Source organism: Kribbella sp. NPDC003557 (genome assembly GCF_040610805.1).
GTDB lineage: Bacteria > Actinomycetota > Actinomycetes > Propionibacteriales > Kribbellaceae > Kribbella.
The window spans coordinates 708,183-726,044 of sequence record NZ_JBEXMY010000004.1 but is presented as its reverse complement, the minus strand read 5'-3'; the positions used below and the strand labels follow the sequence as shown (position 1 = coordinate 726,044).

The 17,862-nt window shown below is 71.5% G+C and carries 15 protein-coding genes; 9 read left to right on the top strand and 6 right to left on the bottom strand.

Translation table 11 applies throughout. The features are described 5' to 3' along the window. Nucleotides 1–4: 4 nt before the first annotated feature. Nucleotides 5–1,627 carry a helix-turn-helix domain-containing protein gene (locus ABZW60_RS19820; RefSeq protein ID WP_355478739.1) on the top strand — a complete coding sequence of 541 codons (1,623 nt, stop codon included), beginning with the start codon at nucleotides 5–7 and terminating at the stop codon, nucleotides 1,625–1,627. A gap of 8 nt (nucleotides 1,628–1,635) precedes the next feature. Here the strand turns inward: ABZW60_RS19820 and ABZW60_RS19815 are convergent, their stop codons facing one another. Both ABZW60_RS19815 and ABZW60_RS19810 read right to left on the bottom strand, forming a co-directional pair. Beyond that, nucleotides 1,636–2,184 (bottom strand): DUF305 domain-containing protein, encoded by a 549-nt coding sequence (locus ABZW60_RS19815; RefSeq protein ID WP_355478737.1) that lies wholly within the window; start codon nucleotides 2,182–2,184, stop codon nucleotides 1,636–1,638. A gap of 64 nt (nucleotides 2,185–2,248) precedes the next feature. Continuing rightward, nucleotides 2,249–3,181: a DUF1996 domain-containing protein gene (locus ABZW60_RS19810; RefSeq protein WP_355478735.1), complete on the bottom strand. Its 933-nt coding sequence runs from the start codon at nucleotides 3,179–3,181 to the stop codon at nucleotides 2,249–2,251. 236 nt (nucleotides 3,182–3,417) lie between these two features. Between ABZW60_RS19810 and ABZW60_RS19805 the strand changes: the two genes are divergently transcribed. The 3 genes from ABZW60_RS19805 to ABZW60_RS19795 are packed head-to-tail and all read left to right on the top strand — an operon-like array spanning nucleotide 3,418 to nucleotide 8,810. After that, nucleotides 3,418–5,541: a discoidin domain-containing protein gene (locus ABZW60_RS19805; protein ID WP_355478733.1), complete on the top strand. Its 2,124-nt coding sequence runs from the start codon at nucleotides 3,418–3,420 to the stop codon at nucleotides 5,539–5,541. A gap of 11 nt (nucleotides 5,542–5,552) precedes the next feature. Then, nucleotides 5,553–6,578, top strand: a complete 1,026-nt coding sequence (locus tag ABZW60_RS19800) for a LacI family DNA-binding transcriptional regulator (RefSeq protein WP_355478731.1) — start codon at nucleotides 5,553–5,555, stop codon at nucleotides 6,576–6,578. A 30-nt stretch (nucleotides 6,579–6,608) separates the two neighbouring features. Next, nucleotides 6,609–8,810 (top strand): discoidin domain-containing protein, encoded by a 2,202-nt coding sequence (locus ABZW60_RS19795; RefSeq protein WP_355478729.1) that lies wholly within the window; start codon nucleotides 6,609–6,611, stop codon nucleotides 8,808–8,810. On the opposite strand, the gene ABZW60_RS19790 is transcribed toward ABZW60_RS19795, so the two are convergent. Further along, nucleotides 8,797–9,639, bottom strand: a complete 843-nt coding sequence (locus tag ABZW60_RS19790) for an NmrA/HSCARG family protein (protein WP_355478728.1) — start codon at nucleotides 9,637–9,639, stop codon at nucleotides 8,797–8,799. The two genes, ABZW60_RS19795 and ABZW60_RS19790, sit on opposite strands and share 14 nt — an antisense overlap. Before the next feature lie 110 nt (nucleotides 9,640–9,749). Here ABZW60_RS19790 and ABZW60_RS19785 point away from each other — a divergent pair, with 110 nt between their 5' ends. After that, nucleotides 9,750–11,099, top strand: a complete 1,350-nt coding sequence (locus tag ABZW60_RS19785; protein WP_355478726.1) for a serine/threonine-protein kinase — start codon at nucleotides 9,750–9,752, stop codon at nucleotides 11,097–11,099. A gap of 3 nt (nucleotides 11,100–11,102) precedes the next feature. Here the strand turns inward: ABZW60_RS19785 and ABZW60_RS19780 are convergent, their stop codons facing one another. After that, nucleotides 11,103–12,353, bottom strand: coding sequence for an MFS transporter (locus ABZW60_RS19780; protein WP_355478724.1), 1,251 nt, complete (start codon nucleotides 12,351–12,353; stop codon nucleotides 11,103–11,105). 56 nt (nucleotides 12,354–12,409) lie between these two features. On the opposite strand from ABZW60_RS19780, the gene ABZW60_RS19775 reads away from it, so the two are divergent. Both ABZW60_RS19775 and ABZW60_RS19770 read left to right on the top strand, forming a co-directional pair. Continuing rightward, entirely contained in the window at nucleotides 12,410–13,369 is a 960-nt protein-coding gene (locus ABZW60_RS19775) for a DUF5937 family protein (protein WP_355478722.1), read from the top strand. Between the two features lie 69 nt (nucleotides 13,370–13,438). After that, entirely contained in the window at nucleotides 13,439–14,803 is a 1,365-nt protein-coding gene (locus tag ABZW60_RS19770; protein WP_355478720.1) for a beta-N-acetylglucosaminidase domain-containing protein, read from the top strand. Between the two features lie 15 nt (nucleotides 14,804–14,818). On the opposite strand, the gene ABZW60_RS19765 is transcribed toward ABZW60_RS19770, so the two are convergent. Continuing rightward, the gene (locus ABZW60_RS19765) at nucleotides 14,819–15,319 is read right to left on the bottom strand and encodes a nitroreductase family deazaflavin-dependent oxidoreductase (RefSeq protein WP_355478718.1); all 501 of its coding nucleotides are present in this window, start codon (nucleotides 15,317–15,319) and stop codon (nucleotides 14,819–14,821) included. Between the two features lie 158 nt (nucleotides 15,320–15,477). Between ABZW60_RS19765 and ABZW60_RS19760 the strand changes: the two genes are divergently transcribed. Both ABZW60_RS19760 and ABZW60_RS19755 read left to right on the top strand, forming a co-directional pair. Continuing rightward, a complete protein-coding gene (locus ABZW60_RS19760) occupies nucleotides 15,478–16,698 on the top strand; it encodes a low temperature requirement protein A (protein ID WP_355478716.1) in 1,221 nt (406 codons plus the stop codon). A 91-nt stretch (nucleotides 16,699–16,789) separates the two neighbouring features. Beyond that, nucleotides 16,790–17,263: a GyrI-like domain-containing protein gene (locus tag ABZW60_RS19755; RefSeq protein WP_355478715.1), complete on the top strand. Its 474-nt coding sequence runs from the start codon at nucleotides 16,790–16,792 to the stop codon at nucleotides 17,261–17,263. Nucleotides 17,264–17,276: 13 nt separating this feature from the next. On the opposite strand, the gene ABZW60_RS19750 is transcribed toward ABZW60_RS19755, so the two are convergent. After that, the gene (locus tag ABZW60_RS19750) at nucleotides 17,277–17,789 is read right to left on the bottom strand and encodes a pyridoxamine 5'-phosphate oxidase family protein (protein WP_355478713.1); all 513 of its coding nucleotides are present in this window, start codon (nucleotides 17,787–17,789) and stop codon (nucleotides 17,277–17,279) included. Nucleotides 17,790–17,862: the final 73 nt, after the last annotated feature.

Genomic DNA, 17,862 nt, shown 5'->3' with positions numbered 1-17,862 from the left:
CCCGATGAGCTCGAGCCGCCCGCGTGCCAGCCTGTCCCGGATCGTCGACGACCTCGGGGCGACCCTGCTCGACCTGGTGCACGGGGACACCGAACCCGCCGTCGGCATCGGCGGCGTGGTCATCCACGACCCGGTCGACGCGCCGCCGCTGCCATCGCACGCGCTGATCCTCGGCGTCGGCCTGGACGACGCCGAGCAGATCGCGGACCTGCTCAGGAGCCTGCGCCGCGGTGCGGCCGCGGCGCTCGTCCTGCGGGCGCCGGTGCCGTTGACGCCCGCGGTCCGGGCCGCGGCGGATACGGCGGAGGTCGCGCTGCTCGGCCTCAGCCGGGGTGTGCCGTGGGCACACCTCGCCGCGATGCTGCGGTCGTTGCTGGCCGAGGGTGACGTCGGCGTCGCGGAGCCCGAGTCGCTCGGCGGACTGCCGTCCGGCGACCTGTTCGCGGTCGCGAACGCCGTCGCCGCGCTGCTCGACGCGCCGATCACGATCGAGGACCGCAACTCCCGGGTGCTGGCCTTCTCCGGCCGCCAGGACGAGGCCGACGCGTCCCGGGTCGAGACCATCCTCGGCCGGCAGGTCCCGGAACGGTTCTCGCGGATGCTGTCCGAGCGCGGAGTGTTCCGCGAGCTACACCGCAGCGACCGGCCGGTCTACATCGAGCCGCTGCCCGACCGGCGCTCGGGACTGACGATGCTCCGGGTGGCGATCGCGGTCCGCGCGGGAGACCAGTTCCTCGGCTCGATCTGGGCGGCGGTGTCCGAGCCGCTGAGCGAGGAGCGGACCGAGGCTCTGACCGACGCCGTGAAGCTCGTCGCCCTGCACCTGTTGCGGGTGCGCGCGGGCGCCGACGTCCAGCGTCGTCTCCGCGCGGACCTGCTCAGCTCGGCGCTCGAGGGCGGTGCGGGTGCGCACGACGCGCTCGAACGGCTCGGCCTGGCCGGGCGGTCCCTGGTCGTGCTCGCGGTCGCCTTCCGCGAATCAACGGCCGACGGGGCGATCGTCGCGCAGGAGCTCGAGCGGGTCGGCGACGCGCTGGCCGTCCACCTGGGTGCGGTGCAGCCACGATCCGCGGCAGCGCTCGTCGGCGGCGTGGTCTACGGGCTGGTCCCGGCGACCGAGGACAGCGTCGTCCGCATCGCGACCGATTTCCTGCACCGGGTCGGGGACCGGATGTGCCCGATCATCGGGCTGGGGCCCGCCGCCCGCGACCTGGCCGGCATCGTCCACGCGCGGGCCTGTGCGGACCGGGCCCTGCGGGTGCTCCGTGAGCGGCGCGGCGCTCCGCGGATCGCCCGGCTGGCCGACGTCCAGGTCGAATCGCTCGTGCTCGAACTCCGCGACCTGGCCACGGCGCGCGGTGACCGTCCGGGTGAGTCGCTCGAGCGGCTGATCAGCTACGACGCCCGGCACCGGAGCAACCTCGTCGAGACCTTGCACGCCTGGCTGGACGCGTTCGGCGACGTCGCGATCGCCTCCGACGCCCTGCAGGTGCCCGCCAACACCTTCCGCTACCGCCTCCGCCGAGCCGTCGAGGTCGGCGACCTGGACCTGGCCGACCCCGCCACCCGCTTCGGCCTCCAACTCCAGCTCCGCGTCCTCGTCCCGAACCGCGCCCGTCCGGACTGACCCGCACGCTAGGTGCCGGACGGGTGAAGGGACGCCAGTTGGGTGGTTCGGGTCTGCTCGATCCTGGTGGCGAGGGACTTGACGGCCGGGGACTGGCCGGCGGTCTTGACGCTGCGGGTGATCAGTGCGGACTGGTTGAGGTGGTCCTGGATCTCGGTGCCGAGGATCTTGTCGAAGGCGGCTCCCTTCAGGTTGCTGAGGGCAACTACTTCGTCGGCGCGGAGCATGCCGGGCATGTCGTGGCCCTCGTGCGGGTTGGTGGTCGGCAGGCCGGCCAGGGTGCGCAGGGCGACGAGCTCCTGGAGTTCGGTGCGATGGCTCGGCGCGAGTTCGGCGGCGAGACGTCGTACGGCGGGGTTGTGGGAGCGGGTCGGGGCGAGGTCGAGGATCTGGAGGAACTGCTCGTCCATCGGGATCATCAGTTCGAGCCACGCGGCGTCGGTCGGGTTGACGGTGGAGCGGGTGTCCGGAGCGGCCGGCTGAGTGGTGCCGCACGCGGTCAGCAACCCGCACAGCAAGGCGCCGGCGAGCACGAGCAAGCGTCGTACGAGAGACATGCGGGGTCCTTGGGGGTCGACCTGCGGTGCCGGGGTCTGCCCCCGCCCGGCACCGCAGGAACTGTCAGGGCCGGCCCGGCAGGCGGTAGTTGTCGCCGAGGACCTGGCCGCGGTCGGGTTTGTAGAGGTCGAACCCCTTCGAGTTGCACTGCAGGCCGCCGTTGATGCAGTGGCTCACCAGGGCAGCGAGCGTCGGCGGGTCCCAGGCGTTGAAGAAGTCGTAGTGCCAGGAGTACCCGCGGCCGCTGGCCAGCCGGATCCCGGTCAGGTCACCGTCGGCCGGGAAGGCGATCTTGAACTCGAGCATCGGCACCGGGTTCGGATGTGAGGCCGGGCAGACGCCGTTGACCGGGTACGCCATGTGGCTCTTGTGGTCGGCCGAGTCGAGGTCGTGGCCGTTCCAGCAGCTCGGCGCCTGGTAGCGGATGTTGAGCTGGGTCCCGGCCGGGCAGCTCGCCGGGAAGTCCCAGTTGTGGAAGCTGTCGCCGCACTCCCAGCCTTCGACAGCGCCCGGTGCGGTCCGGAACGCGTCCTGGGTGGCCGACGGGCTGCCGACCACGAACCGCAGACCCGGCGGGAACGGGCGCACCGCCTGGTAGTCGAGGATGCCGGACTTGTAGTAGATGACCTGTGCCCAGGTCTGGATCACCGGCTGGTCGCCGCGGAACATCGTCGGCCACCAGTAGGCGGACAGGTCGTCGGGATTGAGGCAGGTGGTCGAGTAGGCGCCGGCGCCGTTCAGGCTGTCCAGCGTCGTGGCGGCGTTCGTCGTGGTGTTGCCGACGAAGCTGTGCTCGTGGGACGCGCCCGGCAGGTTCGGGAACACGATCGGGTCGTCGGGCGCGCGGTGGTGGACGGTGCAGTTGACCTGGAACTCGTGGTGCGTGACCAGGTCGTCGGCCTGGGCCGCGGGACCGGCAGCTGCGGTCAGCAAGGCCGCGACGACACCGGCGACGGCGCCGCCGGCGGACAGCAGTTTCTTCTTCCTGGTGAACACGGAACTCCTCCGGTGGGGGATTCCGCGGGGGCGGTGGATCGGGCAGCCCGCGGGAGGAACAGGTGGACGGATCCGCGGGAGAGCGCTCTCTCAGCCACCATCGTGCGGGGCCCGCACAGTGTCAACCCTCTGCCGGTTCCGGAACCGGGGAGGCATTGACAAGGCGGTGCGGCGTCGGGAACATCGGTGCCGCGAGAGAGCGCTCTCTCACCTCTCTCCGAAGGAGTTCCGCCCCGATGAAACTCTTCTCACTCGCGGCAGCCGGTGCGTTGCTGCTGAGCTTCGTCCAACCCGCGGCCGCCCAGCTGGCCGCGGGAACCCTGCTGTCACAGGGCAAACCTGTCACGGCGTCCTCGAGCGAGGGCGCGTCGACGCCGGCCACCGCCGCCGTGGACGGTGATCTCGGCACGCGGTGGTCGAGCACGTTCCAGGATCCGCAGTGGTTGCAGGTGGATCTGGGGACGACGGCCACGCTGGACCAGGTCGTGCTGCGCTGGGAGGCGGCGTACGCCACCGGCTACCGCATCGAGGTCTCGAACGACGGCCAGCAGTGGAACCAGGTCTACAGCACGACCACCGGACACGGCGGCACCGAGACGCTCGCGGTGAGCGGATCCGGCCGGTACGTGCGCCTCTACGGGACCCAGCGGGTCGGCGGCTACGGCTACTCGCTATGGGAGTTCCAGGTCTACGGCACCCCCGGTACGGGCGGGCCGCCGCAAGGCTCGGGTACCGTCCGCATCGCCGGTAGCCAGGGCAATTGGCAGCTGCTGGTGAACGACGCTCCCTGGACCGTGAAGGGCCTGACCTGGGGGCCGCCGGCAACAGAAGCGGCGCAACGGCTGCCCGAGCTGAAGTCGATCGGCGTCAACACCGTGCGGACCTGGGGCACCGACGCCGGCTCCAAACCGCTCTTCGACGCCGCAGCCGCGAACGGCATGCGGGTCGTCGCGGGCTACTGGCTCCAGCCTGGTGGTGGACCCGGTAGCGGCGGCTGCGTCAACTACGTGACCGATACGAACTACAAGACCACGATGCTGGGCGAGATCCGGCGCTGGACCACGGAGTACAAGGACAACCAGGGCGTCCTGCTGTGGGACGTCGGCAACGAGTCCGTGCTCGGGCTGCAGAACTGCTACTCCGGCACCGAGCTCGAGCAGCAGCGGATCGCGTACGCGACCTTCGTCAACGACGCCGCCAAGGCGATCCACGCCATCGACGTGAACCACCCGGTGACCTCGACGGACGCCTGGACCGGAGCCTGGCCGTACTTCGCGCAGTACGCGCCGGACCTCGACCTGCTCGCCGTGAACTCGTACGGCCATGTCTGTCAGGTGAAGCAGGACTGGATCGACGGGCACTACACGAAGCCGTACATCCTCACCGAGGGCGGTCCGGCCGGCGAGTGGGAGGTGCCGAACGACGCGAACGGCGTACCGGATCAGCCGACCGACGTGCAGAAGCGCGACGGCTACACGAACGCCTGGAACTGCCTGATGAGCCACACCGGCGTCGCACTCGGCGCGACCCTGTTCCACTACGGCACCGAGAACGACTTCGGCGCGGTCTGGTTCAACATCACGCCGGGCAACGAGAAGAGCCTGGCCTGGTACGCGATCCGGCAGGCGTACGGCGGTCCGGCGGGCGGCAACACGCCCCCGGTGATCACCGGCATGACGCTCAGCCGCACGACCGACGTACCGGCGGGCGGCACGATCTCGGTGAGCGTCGCGGCCGGCGATCCGGACGGTGACGCGCTCACGCACGAGTTCAAGGTCGGCGGGAAGTACGTCGACGGCAGTGGCGCGCTGGTGACCACGCCGTCGAGCGGCAGCGGCCCGTTCACCGTCACCGTCCCGCAGCGGCTCGGCGTGTGGAAGCTCTACGACTACGTCCGGGACGGTCACGGCAACGTCAGCATCGAGACCAGGTCGTTCCGGGTCGTCGCGCCGCCGGTCGCCGGGACGAATGTGGCCCGCGGCAGGCCGGCGACCGCCTCGTCGTACCAGCAGGTCGGCAACGGCGCGCCGTACCCGCCGTCGAACGTCACCGACGGCAACGCGGCCACCCGGTGGGCCAGTGATTGGTCGGACCCACAGTGGGTGCAGGTGGACCTCGGGCAGGTGACGTCGTTCGACAAGATCCAGCTGATCTGGGAGTCGGCGTTCGCGCGGGCCTATCGGATCGAGGTGTCCGACGACGGGAACAACTGGCGGCAGGTGTACGCCACAGCCGACGGGAACGGTGACGTCGACGACCTCGCGGCCGGCGGTTCCGGGCGGTACGTGCGGCTGACCGGGACGCAGCGCGGCACTGGGTACGGCTACTCGTTGTACGAATTCGGCATCTACAAGAACTGAGGTCGTGCGGAGTGCGAGAGAAGCTGTCCCAGCGGACGCCGACCTTGGAGGACGTCGCCAAGGCGGCCGGGGTGTCGCGGGCGACGGTGTCCCGGGTGGTGAACGGGAGCACCACGGTCGACGCGCGGATGCGGCACCAGGTCGCCAAGGCGATCGAGACCACCGGCTACATCCCGAACGCCGCGGCCAGGACCCTGGTCAACGGCCGGACCGGAACCGTGGCACTGGTGATCTCGGGGTCGGACGGCTCGGCCGACCAGCTCTTCCGGGATCCGTTCTTCGGGCGGATCACCGGGGGAGTGCTGCGGCACCTGCGCTCGCGCTCGATGCACCCGACGCTGATGCTCGCCGACTCCGGCGAGGCCCGGCAGGAGGCGGTCGACTTCGTCCGGCGCGGGAACGCCGACGGCGCCCTGCTGGTCTCCACCCACGCCGGCGACCCGCTGCCGCGGTTGTTCGTCGACGCCGGGGTCCCGGCCGTGCTGTTCGCGCGGCCGGCGGTGCCGGTGCCGATCAGCTTCGTCGACCTCGCCCACGCGGCCGGTGCCGCGCTGGCCGCGGACCGGCTGGCCGACCGCGGGTGCCGGCGGGTCGTGACGATCGCCGGGCCCGCCGACCTGCCGGCCGCGAACGACCGCCTCGCCGGGTTCCAGCGCGCGATGGAACGCCGCGGCGTGCCGTACGTCGAGGTTGCCCGGGGCAACTTCACCATCGGGAGCGGCGAGCGCGCGATGGCCGAACTGCTCGCGACGGTCCCGGACGCGGACGGGGTCTTCGCGGCGAACGACCTGATGGCGGTCGGCGCCCTCCGCGTCCTGCACGAGCACGGGCGGTCGGTCCCGGACGACGTCGCCCTGATCGGCTTCGATGACAGCGAGCCGGCCCAACTCGCCCGGCCGCGGCTGACCACTATCTCCCAGCCCGTCGAGCAGATGGCCGAACGGATGGCCGCGATCCTGCTCGACCACCTGTCCGGCGCCACCGAGCTGACCTCGGTGGTCTTCGACCCCGGACTGATCATCCGCGAATCCGCCTAGTTCCGTTCCGCCCCACCGATTGGACTCGCCATGAAGTACTTGCGGTATCTCGTCATGCTCTCACTCGTCGCCGGTGGTATCGGCGCCGGTCAAGCCGTTGACGCGGGAGCCTCGACGCAGGCCTGTGGAACCGGCAACGTCGCGGTGAACCGCCCCGCCACCGCGTCGTCGACCGAGAACGCGGGGCTGCCGGCCTCGGCCGCGGTCGACGGGAACCCGGCGACGCGCTGGGGGAGTGCGTTCTCCGATCCGCAGTGGTTGCAGATCGACCTCGGATCGAGCGTCGCGGTCTGCCAGGTCGGCCTCAGCTGGGAGGCGGCGTACGGGAAGGCGTTCCGGATCGAGCTGTCCGACGACGCCGCCGCCTGGCGCCAGGTCTACGACACCACCAGCGGTACCGGCGGTACGCAATCGCTCGACATCTCCGGGACCGGCCGCTACGTCCGGATCACCGGCACGCAGCGCGGCACCGGCTACGGCTACTCGCTCTGGGAGGTCGCGGTGCGGACGGTCGACGGCAGCAGCGGACCGGTCGTCCCACCGACCGATCCCGCGAACCCGGACTTCGGGCCGAACGTGTCGGTGTTCGGCCCGAGCACGCCGCAGGCCGACATGCAGAACCGGCTCGACCAGATCGCCGCCGAGATGCACACGAACCAGTTCGGCACCCAGCGGTACGCCGTCCTGTGGAAGCCCGGCACCTACACCGCGGACGTGAACCTCGGCTTCTACACCCAGGCCGCGGGTCTCGGCCTGTCGCCGGACGACGTGAACCTCAACGGGCACGTGCGGGTCGAGGCCGACTGGCTCCAGCAGGGCGACAACCCGAACAACAAGGGCAACGCGACCCAGAACTTCTGGCGGTCGGCCGAGAACCTGGCCGTGACCACGCCGGCCGGCCAGATCGAGCGCTGGGCGGTGTCCCAGGCGGCGCCGTACCGCCGGATGCATCTCAAGGGCGCGCCGGAGATCCAGCTGTGGAACGGCGGTGACGGCTGGGCCAGCGGCGGGCTGTTCGCGGACACGAAGATCGACAACACCGTGGTCTCCGGGTCGCAGCAGCAGTGGCTGTCGCGCAACTCCGAGTTCGGCGCCTGGAACGGGTCGGTCTGGAACATGGTGTTCGTCGGCACCACCGGCGCCCCCGCGCAGCACTTCCCGAACCCGTCCCACACCGTCGTCGGCCAGACCCCGAAGGTCCGCGAGAAGCCGTTCCTGTACGTCGATGCGGCGGGCAACTACAACGTGTTCGTGCCGGCGATCCGGTCCGCCACGGCCGGGACCAGCTGGTCGCACGGCCCGGCCGCCGGTTCGTCGATCAGCCTGGCCGACTTCTTCGTGGTCAAGCCGGGCGCGACCGTGGAGACGATCAACGCCGCTCTCGAGCAGGGCAAGCATCTGCTGTTCACGCCCGGCGTCTACCACCTGAACGACACCATCCGGGTGAACCGGCCGAACACCGTCGTCCTCGGTCTCGGCCTGGCCACACTGATCCCGGACACCGGCCAGGCGGCGATCAGCGTCGCGGACGTCGACGGCGTCAAGCTCGCCGGTCTGCTCGTCGACGCGGGACCGGTCAACTCGCCGGTGCTGATCCAGGTCGGTCCGGCCGGGTCGACAGCGAGTCACGCCGCCAACCCGACCTCGTTGCACAACGTGTACGCACGAGTCGGCGGCGCCCATGTCGGCAAGGCCACGGTCAGCGTGCAGGTCAACAGCAACGACGTGATCGGCGACCACCTCTGGCTGTGGCGCGGCGACCACGGCGACGGCGTCGGCTGGACCGTGAACACCGCCGCCAACGGTTTGGTGGTCAACGGCAACGACGTGACGATGTACGGGCTGTTCGTCGAGCACTACCAGCAGTACGAGGTGCTCTGGAACGGCAACGGCGGCCGCACGTACTTCTTCCAGAACGAGTTCCCGTACGACGTACCCGACCAGGCCTCGTGGTCGAGCGGCGGCGGCACGCAGGGCTGGGCGGCGTACAAGGTGGCGAACGGCGTCACGTCGCACGAGGCGTGGGGCGTCGGCAGCTACTGCTTCTTCAGCCCGAACACCTCGATCGTCGCGGCGCGCTCGTTCGAGGTCCCGGACACCGCCGGCGTCCGCTTCCACGACCTGGTCTCGGTCTCGCTCGGCGGCGTCGGCACCATCGCCAACGTCATCAACTCCACCGGCGGCACCGCGAACACGGGCAACCAGCAGCGCTACGTGGTCAGCTATCCCTGACGTGGCCCGGCCAGGAACTTCTCGACCGTGGTGACGCGGTCGAGGCCGGATCGGCGGGCTCGGGGTGGTTCGCGAGCCAGCGCCACATCGTGGTCAGGTCCGTGCCGACGAAGCGTTCGAAGAGCCGGACGGGCATCGGGAAGCCCCGGGGAGGCCGGCCCTTCGCCGCGGCCCAGGCCCGCCGGCAGTCGGCGATCGAGCGGAACTCGGCGGCCAGCGGCAGCTCGGCACCGGCGAACCGGGCCGGGTCGGCGAACGCCCGGGCCGCGATCGCGCCGAGGTCGTCGACGGCGAGCCAGGGGATCGGTGTCCGATCGCCGGTGAGCTTCGGCATCACGTGCCAGACCGAGACCGCGGGATAGAAGTCCTTGTCGGTCATCAGCTCCATGAAGGCCATCGGCCGCAACACGGTGAGCGGAACGCCGGTGGCGCGCAGGTGGTCGGCGATGATCAGCTTGGACTCCCAGGAGTCGACGCCGGTCCCGCGCAGACCCGGCCCCGCCGAGCCGTAGACCACGTGCCGTACGCCGGTCGCCCGCACCGCGTCCGCGACGTTCGTTCCCTGCCGGATCTCACCCTCGTGCCCGGCGATCATCGGGTTCTGCACGCTGTAGACGCCGTGCACCCCGGCGAACACACGGTGTAGTGATTCTGCGTCGTCCATGTCGCATCGGGCGACCTTCGCGCCGGCGGACCGCAACGCTCTGCTCGCGGGCGACTCCGGGTCGCGGGTGAGCGCGAGCACCGGCCGGCCCGCGGCCAGCAGATGCCGTGCGACCGCGCCTCCCTGCCGTCCGGTGGCCCCCAGGACCGCGATCTCCCCGCCCATGCCACGCACCCCCTTCCAGCCAGGCTAAGGGCGCGTCGGGGCGGGGGATACTCTGGAGGTTTGGTGGTTTCGGGCGGTTGTGGGCGGAGTGGCATGGGTACGGGAGTCGGATGCTGATCGCGGAGCGGTACCGGTTGGGCGCGTCCTTGGGGCGGGGCGGTATGGGGGAGGTCTACCGGGCGACCGACGAGACGCTGGGGCGTGAGGTCGCGGTCAAGCTGATGCTCCGGTCGGGGGAGAACACCTCGGCCGTGGAGCGGTTCCAGCGGGAGGCGCGGGCGGCCGCGCGACTGACCGATCCGCACATCGTGGCCGTGTACGACTTCGGGCAGTACGACGACACCTTCTACCTGGTGATGGAACTCGTCGAGGGCCGGTCGGTCGCGGCCGAGCTGGCCGAGAGCGGCTCGCTGTCGTGGGAGCGCGCGATCACGATCGTCGAGCAGGCCGCCGTCGGCCTCGCGGCCGCGCACGCGCAGAACGTCGTCCACCGCGACATCAAGCCCAGCAACCTGCTGGTCACGGCCGACGGCACCGTGAAGGTCGCGGACTTCGGGATCGCCCACCTGCCCGGAGCCGAGACCCAGGAGCTGACGGTCACCGGCGAGATCCTCGGCAGCCCGCACTACCTCGCCCCCGAGCGCGCCAGGGGCCTGCAGGGCGGACCGGAGTCGGACGTGTACGCGCTGGGCTGCGTGCTGTACCAGCTGGTCACCGGTCGCCCGCCGTTCGTCGGCGACCACCCGACCGCGGTGCTGTACCAGCACGTCGACACACCGCCGGTCCCGCCGGCTCAACTCCGTCCGGAGCTGGCCGGCCCGTACGACGGCGTACTGCTGCGGATGCTGGCCAAGGCGCCAGAGGACCGTCCGACGGCCGAGCAGCTCACCGTGATGTCGCTCGCGGCCGAGATGTTCCCCACAATCCCGCTCGCCGTCGAACCACCAGTGGAAGCACCGGCCGAGCCGGTCGTCCCACCGGTGGCTCCACCGGTGGCCGGGCCGGCCGGCCGGCGGAAGCCGCTGCTGATCGCCGCCGCTGCCGTGCTGGTCCTGGCCGGCGCGATCGCGGCGGGTATCGGCCTGCGCAACACCGGGGACGACCTGCCGCCGACCGTCGACGTCGGTCCGCGTCCGAGCACGTCCGCCGCCACCCCGACGACCTCCGCGACGACCAGCGACCCGACGACGACGCGGCCCTCCCAGGCCGGCCGGACGACGCGGACCACCCCGAGCACGACGCCGTCGGACACGCCGAGTCCGACGCCGACGCCCACTCCGACGACGCCGACGCCGTCGGCCACGCCGAGCGCGACCCCCTCGTCGTCCCCGACCCCGACGAAGTCGTCCTCGTCGCCCACGCCGTCGTCGACTCCCACCGCGTCCTCGCCGAGCCCGTCGCCGACGGCGACGCCGAAGTCCACGAGCACACCGCCCCCGTCGGCCACCCCTACGCCGTAGCGCTCACGAAACGCCGGCGGCGGGCCGGTCGACGAGCGCGGACCGGTCCTTGGCGGCGTGGTTCGCGAGGACCGCGGTCGCGGCGCCGGTGAGGGCGAAGATCGTGCCGAGGGCGATCCAGCCGGGGGTGCCGTGGTCGACGGCGGTGGTGGTGACGACCGCCGGGCCGAGCATCAGCGCGAGCGCGAGGCCGGTCTGGCTGAGGCCCTGGTAGGCGCCCGCCCGAGCGGGGTCGGCGAGTTCGAACGCCATACCCCAGCTGCCGGCTTCGCCGCGGGTCTCGGCCGCCGAGGAAGCAAGGGCGGCCAGTAGCAGTACGCCGGTCGCGGCGGCGGCGCCGAGGTGACCGGCGACGGCGAAGAGCACGCAGGCGGCGAATAGGAGCAGGCCGGCGCGGCGTACCGATCGTCCGGCCGTGCGCAGATCCTGGGTGCCGCGCGACGCCCGCACCTGGAACAGCGCCACGTAGGCGGTGTTCACCACCAGAAGCGCCGACACCACGACGGTCGGGGCCTCGGTGTGGTCCGCGACCCACAGCGGGATGCCAATACTCGTCAGCCCGAAGTGCATGGCGAGTACGGCGTTGAGCACCGTCGACGCGACGTACGTCCGATCGCGCAGCGGCGACGGGCCTCGCGGTGCTTGGGGGGCGGCCGCGGAATCCATCCGCTCCGGCAGCCCGGAAACCCTGCGGCGCAGACCGATCAGCGGAATCGTGCCGAGCATGGTGATCGCGCCGACGAGCATCACCGTCAGGCGATAGGCGGTCGCCGTGTCGACCAGGAGGGCCAGCCCCGCGAGCAGGGTGCCGATGCCGATGCCGACATTCATGACGACGCGCAGCCGGGCGCGGACGGTGACCCGCTCCGGGCCGACGTACCAGCGGGCGAGCAAGGTCATCTGCGCGGTGCTCTGCAGACCGCGGGACGCGGAGACGCAGGCTGCCACCAGGACGAAGCTGACGACATCGCGGGCCAACGCGTAGCCCAGCAAAGCGGCACCGTTCGCGGCGAGCGCCCATTGCTGCAGCCGGTCGGCGCCGACGCGGTCGCTCAGCCGGCCACCGGCGTACGACGCCAGGACGCCGACCGCACCGGCGACGGTGAGGCCGATTCCGACGGTGGCCGGCGAGAGGCCGACGCCGCGGGTGAAGTAGAGGGCACTGACGGCGAAGAACATGCCGCGGGACAGGGAGAGGGCAGCGACGGCGCTGGCGAGCGCCCGTTCGACGGGATCACGCAGGAGCTCAGGCACCCGTCAGTTGTCGCATCCGCCCGCGCGACGACGCCACCGATGTAGCGTATTGCTTCATGATCCAGTACGAGCTCGTCGGCAACGATCTCGGTGAGGTGCGCTTCGCGATCTCGCCGCTGAACGAGTTGGTGCTGTCGCTGCGGACCCTGCGCGACCCCGGCCGATTCCCGTTGCAGCTGCCCTGGCTGCGGGCCACCGAGCCGGCGCGCGCCGCGCTTCGGCTGGACCTGCTGCGCGCGCTGACGAACGAGGCGCTGTGGACGCCGGACTTCCTCACGCCGCGGCCGTACACGCCGCTGGGCAGGATCGACGACGAGTTCGCCGCCCTCGCCGGCACGCCCGGGTCCGTCGTGCGCGCGGATCTCGCGGAGGTCCATCCGATGGGGTTGCCGCCGGCACTGCGAGGCCGGCCGGACCGGGTTCTCGCCCGGGTGCTGTCGGCGCTTGGCGAGTATTGGGAGGCATGCTTCGAGCCGTACTGGCAGCGGATGCGGACCGTGCTGGAGGCCGACGTCGTGTACCGCGGGCGGGTGATGGCGCAGTCCGGCCTCGCGGTGATGTTCGCCGATATCGACCCGCATGTCCGCCTCGAGGACGGCGTTGTGTCCGTCCGTTTGCGCAGCGACCTCTCGTACCGCTGCTCGACCGCCGGTCGTGGGCTGACGCTCGTCCCCGCGCTGTTCAGCCGGCGGGCGTCGACGCCGATCTCCGCCGACGAGCCGCCGCACATCATGTACCCGGCCCGTGGCCTCGGGACGCTGTGGCAGACCGAGACGACCAGCCCGCCGCATGCCTTGGTCGGCGTGATCGGCGGGGTCCGCGCGCGGCTGATGAGCCTGCTCGAGACGCCGACATCGTCGACCGAACTCGCCGTACGCCTGGGCGTCACACCGACCGCGGTCAACCAGCACCTGCGGGCGCTGCGCGCGGCCGGTCTGCTGCTGTCGGCCCGCCACGGCCGCTCGGTGCTGTACCGGCGCTCGGACCTCGGCGACCGGCTGGTTCGCGGCGCCTGACGACAAGTTGCCGTCAACTCGTCTAGTCCAGTATTGACAACCACGACAGCACGCCCGTAGACACGAGCCGTGCCGATCACCGACCGGGCCGTCCTGGAGTGTTTCTACGGCCCTCTGTGGAGTCCCGCCGACCGTGCCGAGGTCGTCCGCCGCGCCCACCGGCACGGCGCGACGGCCTATGTCTACGGTCCTTCCGCCGACGAACGGACCGGACCGGACTGGCGGCGTCCGTACGGGGCGGAAGGCAACCACCTGGACGAACTGGTTGCTCTTACCAACGATCTCGGGATGACGGCCACCTGGCGGGTCTCACCGGGTGCGCCGTTGCGCCGCGAGCGGGCGATGCGACTGGCCGACGCGGGCGAGCTGGCCGTCCTGATCGAGCGGGTGACCGAGATCGCGCGGCGAGGGTTCGGCCGGGTCATCATCGCGTTCGACGACATCGACGCGGAGCTGGATCCGGCCACCAGGTCGGCGTACGTCGACGACCCGCACCCGATGGCCGCGGCACAGGCCGGTGTGGTCAACGCCGTCCACGACCGGCTCGCCGAGCTCGGGGTCGAGCTGCTGGTGTGCCCGACGCACTACTGGGGCGTCGAGTCGTCGCGGTACCGCGAGCGGCTGGGTGCGTTGCTGCACAGCGATCTCGCCGCCTGCTGGACCGGGCCGGCCGTGATCTCGCCGACGATCACGGCCGCTCAGGTGCGCGCGGTGGCGGAGCAACTCCGGCGCCCGATCTGGCTGTGGGACAACTACCCGGTCAACGACTGGGATTCCGTCGAGGCGACGTTCGCGAACACCCTGACGCCCCGGCGCCTCCCGCTGGCGCCGCTGCAGGGCTGGGATCCCGGGCTGGCGGACGTCCTCGCCGGGTACGGCGCGAACGCGGCGCTGCAACCGCTGGCCGGGCTGCCCGCGTTGTGTACGGCGCTGGACTGGGCGCGCGATCCGCAGGGCTACGACCCCGGCGAATCGTTCGCGCGGGCGCTGGACGAGACCGGTCAGGGCAAGTCCCTCAAGGTACTGGCCGAACTCGCCGGGCCGAGCATCCTGGCCGAACGTCCCGGCCGCCTCGCCGAGGCGTGCCTGCGCGCACTGGCAGGTCCGGACCCCACGGCCCTGTCCGCGCTCGACGAGACGGTCGCCCAGGCCGCGATCGCCGCCGCGGCGCTCGACGGGCCGATCGCCACCGAGCTCCGGCCGTGGCTCGACGCACTGCGGACGGTGCTGCCGATCTCGGCCGCCGCCGTCCGCGCCATGACCGCGGCACGCGCCGGTGACCCGGTGCGGAACGAGGACATCGCCGCCCTCCGCACCGGCCTCCAGGACTGGCCCCGCATGTCCATCGCCGCCGGAGCGCCCTACACCCTGGCCGACCACGCCCTCGCCCTCTCCGGCGGCGGCACACCAACCTTCCCCGACGAACCCCGCTGAAGCGCTGTTTCCGGCTCATGCCGGGGCAGGCGTGATGCGGAAGACGGGGTAGTCCGGGGCGATGCGTTCGAATTCGGTGAGTGGGGCCGTGCGGTCGACCGGGAGGTGGGCCCTCGCGCCGGGGGCCAGGTCGAGGTACTTGCGCAGGATTGCCGCCCGGTCGGCCGGTTCGACCTCCACCAGTCGTACGGCTTCGCGGTGACCGGAGCGAAGGACGGCCCGGCCGTCGGCGGCGCGGACGTTCCGCACCCAGTTCGTGTGCTCGCCGAGCATCGAGACCAGGTACCGCTGACCGTCGTACGGCGTGAGCACCAGCGGGAACGAGATGGCCTTGCCGGTTCGCCGGCCGACCACCTCCAGCGTGACCGCCTGCCGGGGCGCCGCGATCCGGTGCGCGTACTGGACCGCCCCGATCCGGTTCAGCACCCGCGCGACCCGGTTCGGACGGCCGCCCCGGTACATCCACCGATCGAGCCGGTGCAGCATCCCCGCGGACGTGGTGTCAGCGTGCTTCATGAGTCCTCCGCCGATGTGCCTACCTCGATCGTCCGCCCGGCGGTGCGACGGACGAACGGGCGAAGGTCCTGACCGGCCTCGGCAGACGGCCCGGGACCGGTCCGGCACTGCGCCGGGACTTGCCGGAGGAGACGCCGGGGCGTGGCAGGATGCGGCGTATGGCGACGTTCAGGCATCCGCTTCGGGTCACGGAGGCGGCGCGCGACCAGCCGGTCACCACGTTGGAGCTGTTCTTCGACCTGGTGTTCGTGTTCGCGCTGACGCAGATCACCGCACTGATGGCGCACGACCTGACCTGGCACGGCGTCGTCCGCGGGCTGTTGCTGGTCGGGCTGCTCTGGTGGAGCTGGATCGGCTACGCCTGGCTGTGCAACATCGTGAAGGCCGACGTCGGGACGTTCCGCGGCGTGCTGCTGCTCGCGATGGCGGCGATGTTCGTGATCGCGCTGGCGATCCCGGAGGCGTTCCACGACCTGCCCGGCGGCCTGCCCGGCCCGGTCGTCATCGCGTGCGCGTACTTCGCGTTCCGGGCGCTGCACCTGGTGCTGTTCTGGTTGATCGCCGACGGGGACCGCACCCTGCGCCGTACCCTGGCGCGGTTCACGCCGTCGATGCTCGGCGGCACGGCGCTGCTGCTGGTCGCGTCGCAGTTCCACGGCTGGACCCAGACCGCGCTGTGGGCGGGCGCGCTCGCGGCCGACTACGGCGGCACGTACCTGATCGACGCCCGCGGCTGGCGGTTCCGGTCCGCGTCGCACTTCGCCGAGCGGCACGGGCTGATCGTGATCATCGCGCTCGGCGAGTCGATCGTGGCGATCGGGGTCGGCGTCACGGACCTGCCGATCTCCTGGCCGATCCTGGTCGCGTCGCTGCTCGGCCTGGCCGTGTCGGCCGCGCTGTGGTGGATCTACTTCGACGCGACCGTGCACTACGGCGAGCACGCGCTGGCGGCGGAGCCCGAGGAGACCCGGTCGGTGATGGCCCGCGACGCGTACACCTTCTGGCACTTCCCGATGGTGACCGGCGTCGTGCTGCTCGCCCTCGGGCTGAAGAAGGTCCTGGAGTCCGTCGGTGATGCCGAGCACCACGACCTGGCCGATCCCTTGAAGGGCATCGGCCTGTACGCGCTGTACTTCGGCGTCGTCGTCTACCTGCTCGGTCATGTCGGCTTCAAGTGGCGCACGGTCCACATCGTCGGCACGACCCGGCTGGCCGCAGCGCTGGCGCTGGTGGTCGCGGCGCTGCTCGTCGGCAAGGTGCCCGCACTGGGGCAGCTCGGCGTACTGACCGCGGTGCTGGCCGTCCTGGTCGTCGTCGAGTCCGTCTACTACGCCCGGGACCGCGAGCAGCTGCATCACGCCGGCGGCGCGGCGTCCTAGCCGGAAATTCCTGGATCCAGGACCAAGGGCCCTCCCGAATTCGCGGTGCAGGGGTCATGGTGGAGGGGATGAAACCACCTGGGGAGGGGACATGCAGGCCGAGTTCCGGACAGTTCGCGAGCAGCCGACCGCGGTACTGCGGGCCACACTGGGGCGTCGTGACGTCGTCGGCTGGTTCGACGCGGCCTTCTCCACGGTCGCCGACTACCTGTACCGGCACGGGATCGCGGCGTGCGGGTTCCCGTTCGCCCGGGACCACCTCCTCCCGGACGGCTCCTACCTGCTGGAGGCCGGGTTCCCGGTCCCTGCCGAGATCGAGGGCGACGGCGAGGTCCGGCCGTCGAGCCTGCCCGCCGGGCCGGTCGTCGTGGCCCGGCACATCGGGTCGTACGCGGATGTCGCGGACGCCTATCAGGCGATCGACGACTGGCTGAAGGCCGAGCAGGCCGTCCGTACGGGCGACGCGTGGGAGGTCTACCGCGGGGCGGGCGGCGACCGGTCGGGGTACACCACCGAGGTCGTCCAGCCCTTCCGTCTCGCGCCGGTCGGCAGCTTCACGCACTGACCAGGCGAGGTACTCACCCCACCCGCACGCGGGCACGCGCCGCGGCCGGGTCGCGCAGCTTCAGCAACGGAGTACCGATGCCGTAGGTGAGGAAGAAGCCCTCCGGGAAGATCTCCACGATCCGGGTGTCGGCCAGCCGCTCGGCCGGTACCAGCGTGGCCAGCTGCGACGACAGCGAGTCGACGTCCAGGGCTCCCCGCGGATGGACGACCGCCCTGGCCCGGAAGCTGATCGTGGCCGGCGGGATCGGCCAGATGAGCGAGAGCAGACCGCCGCGCCGTACCGGCACCGTCACCGCGACCTGGCCGGTGACCGGGATGTGCCTCGCCTTCCAGCTGTCGGGGGCGACGGCGGCGTAGAGCCGGCCGGGCGCGGCGACGTACACGACGCCGCTCGACCTCGGCTCACCGGTCGGCGTGACATAGCTCAGTACGGCGAACGACCGCTTCTCCAGCTGTTTCCAGACCTGCGCACCGGTCACCCCGGGCGCCGGGGCCGCCTGCACCCGGTTGCTTGTCTCGACCATCGACCCGCCTTTCGAGCGGCCTCCAGTCGACCGCGCCGCGGCGTTCGCCTCCAAGGGCCGATCGGCCTCATCG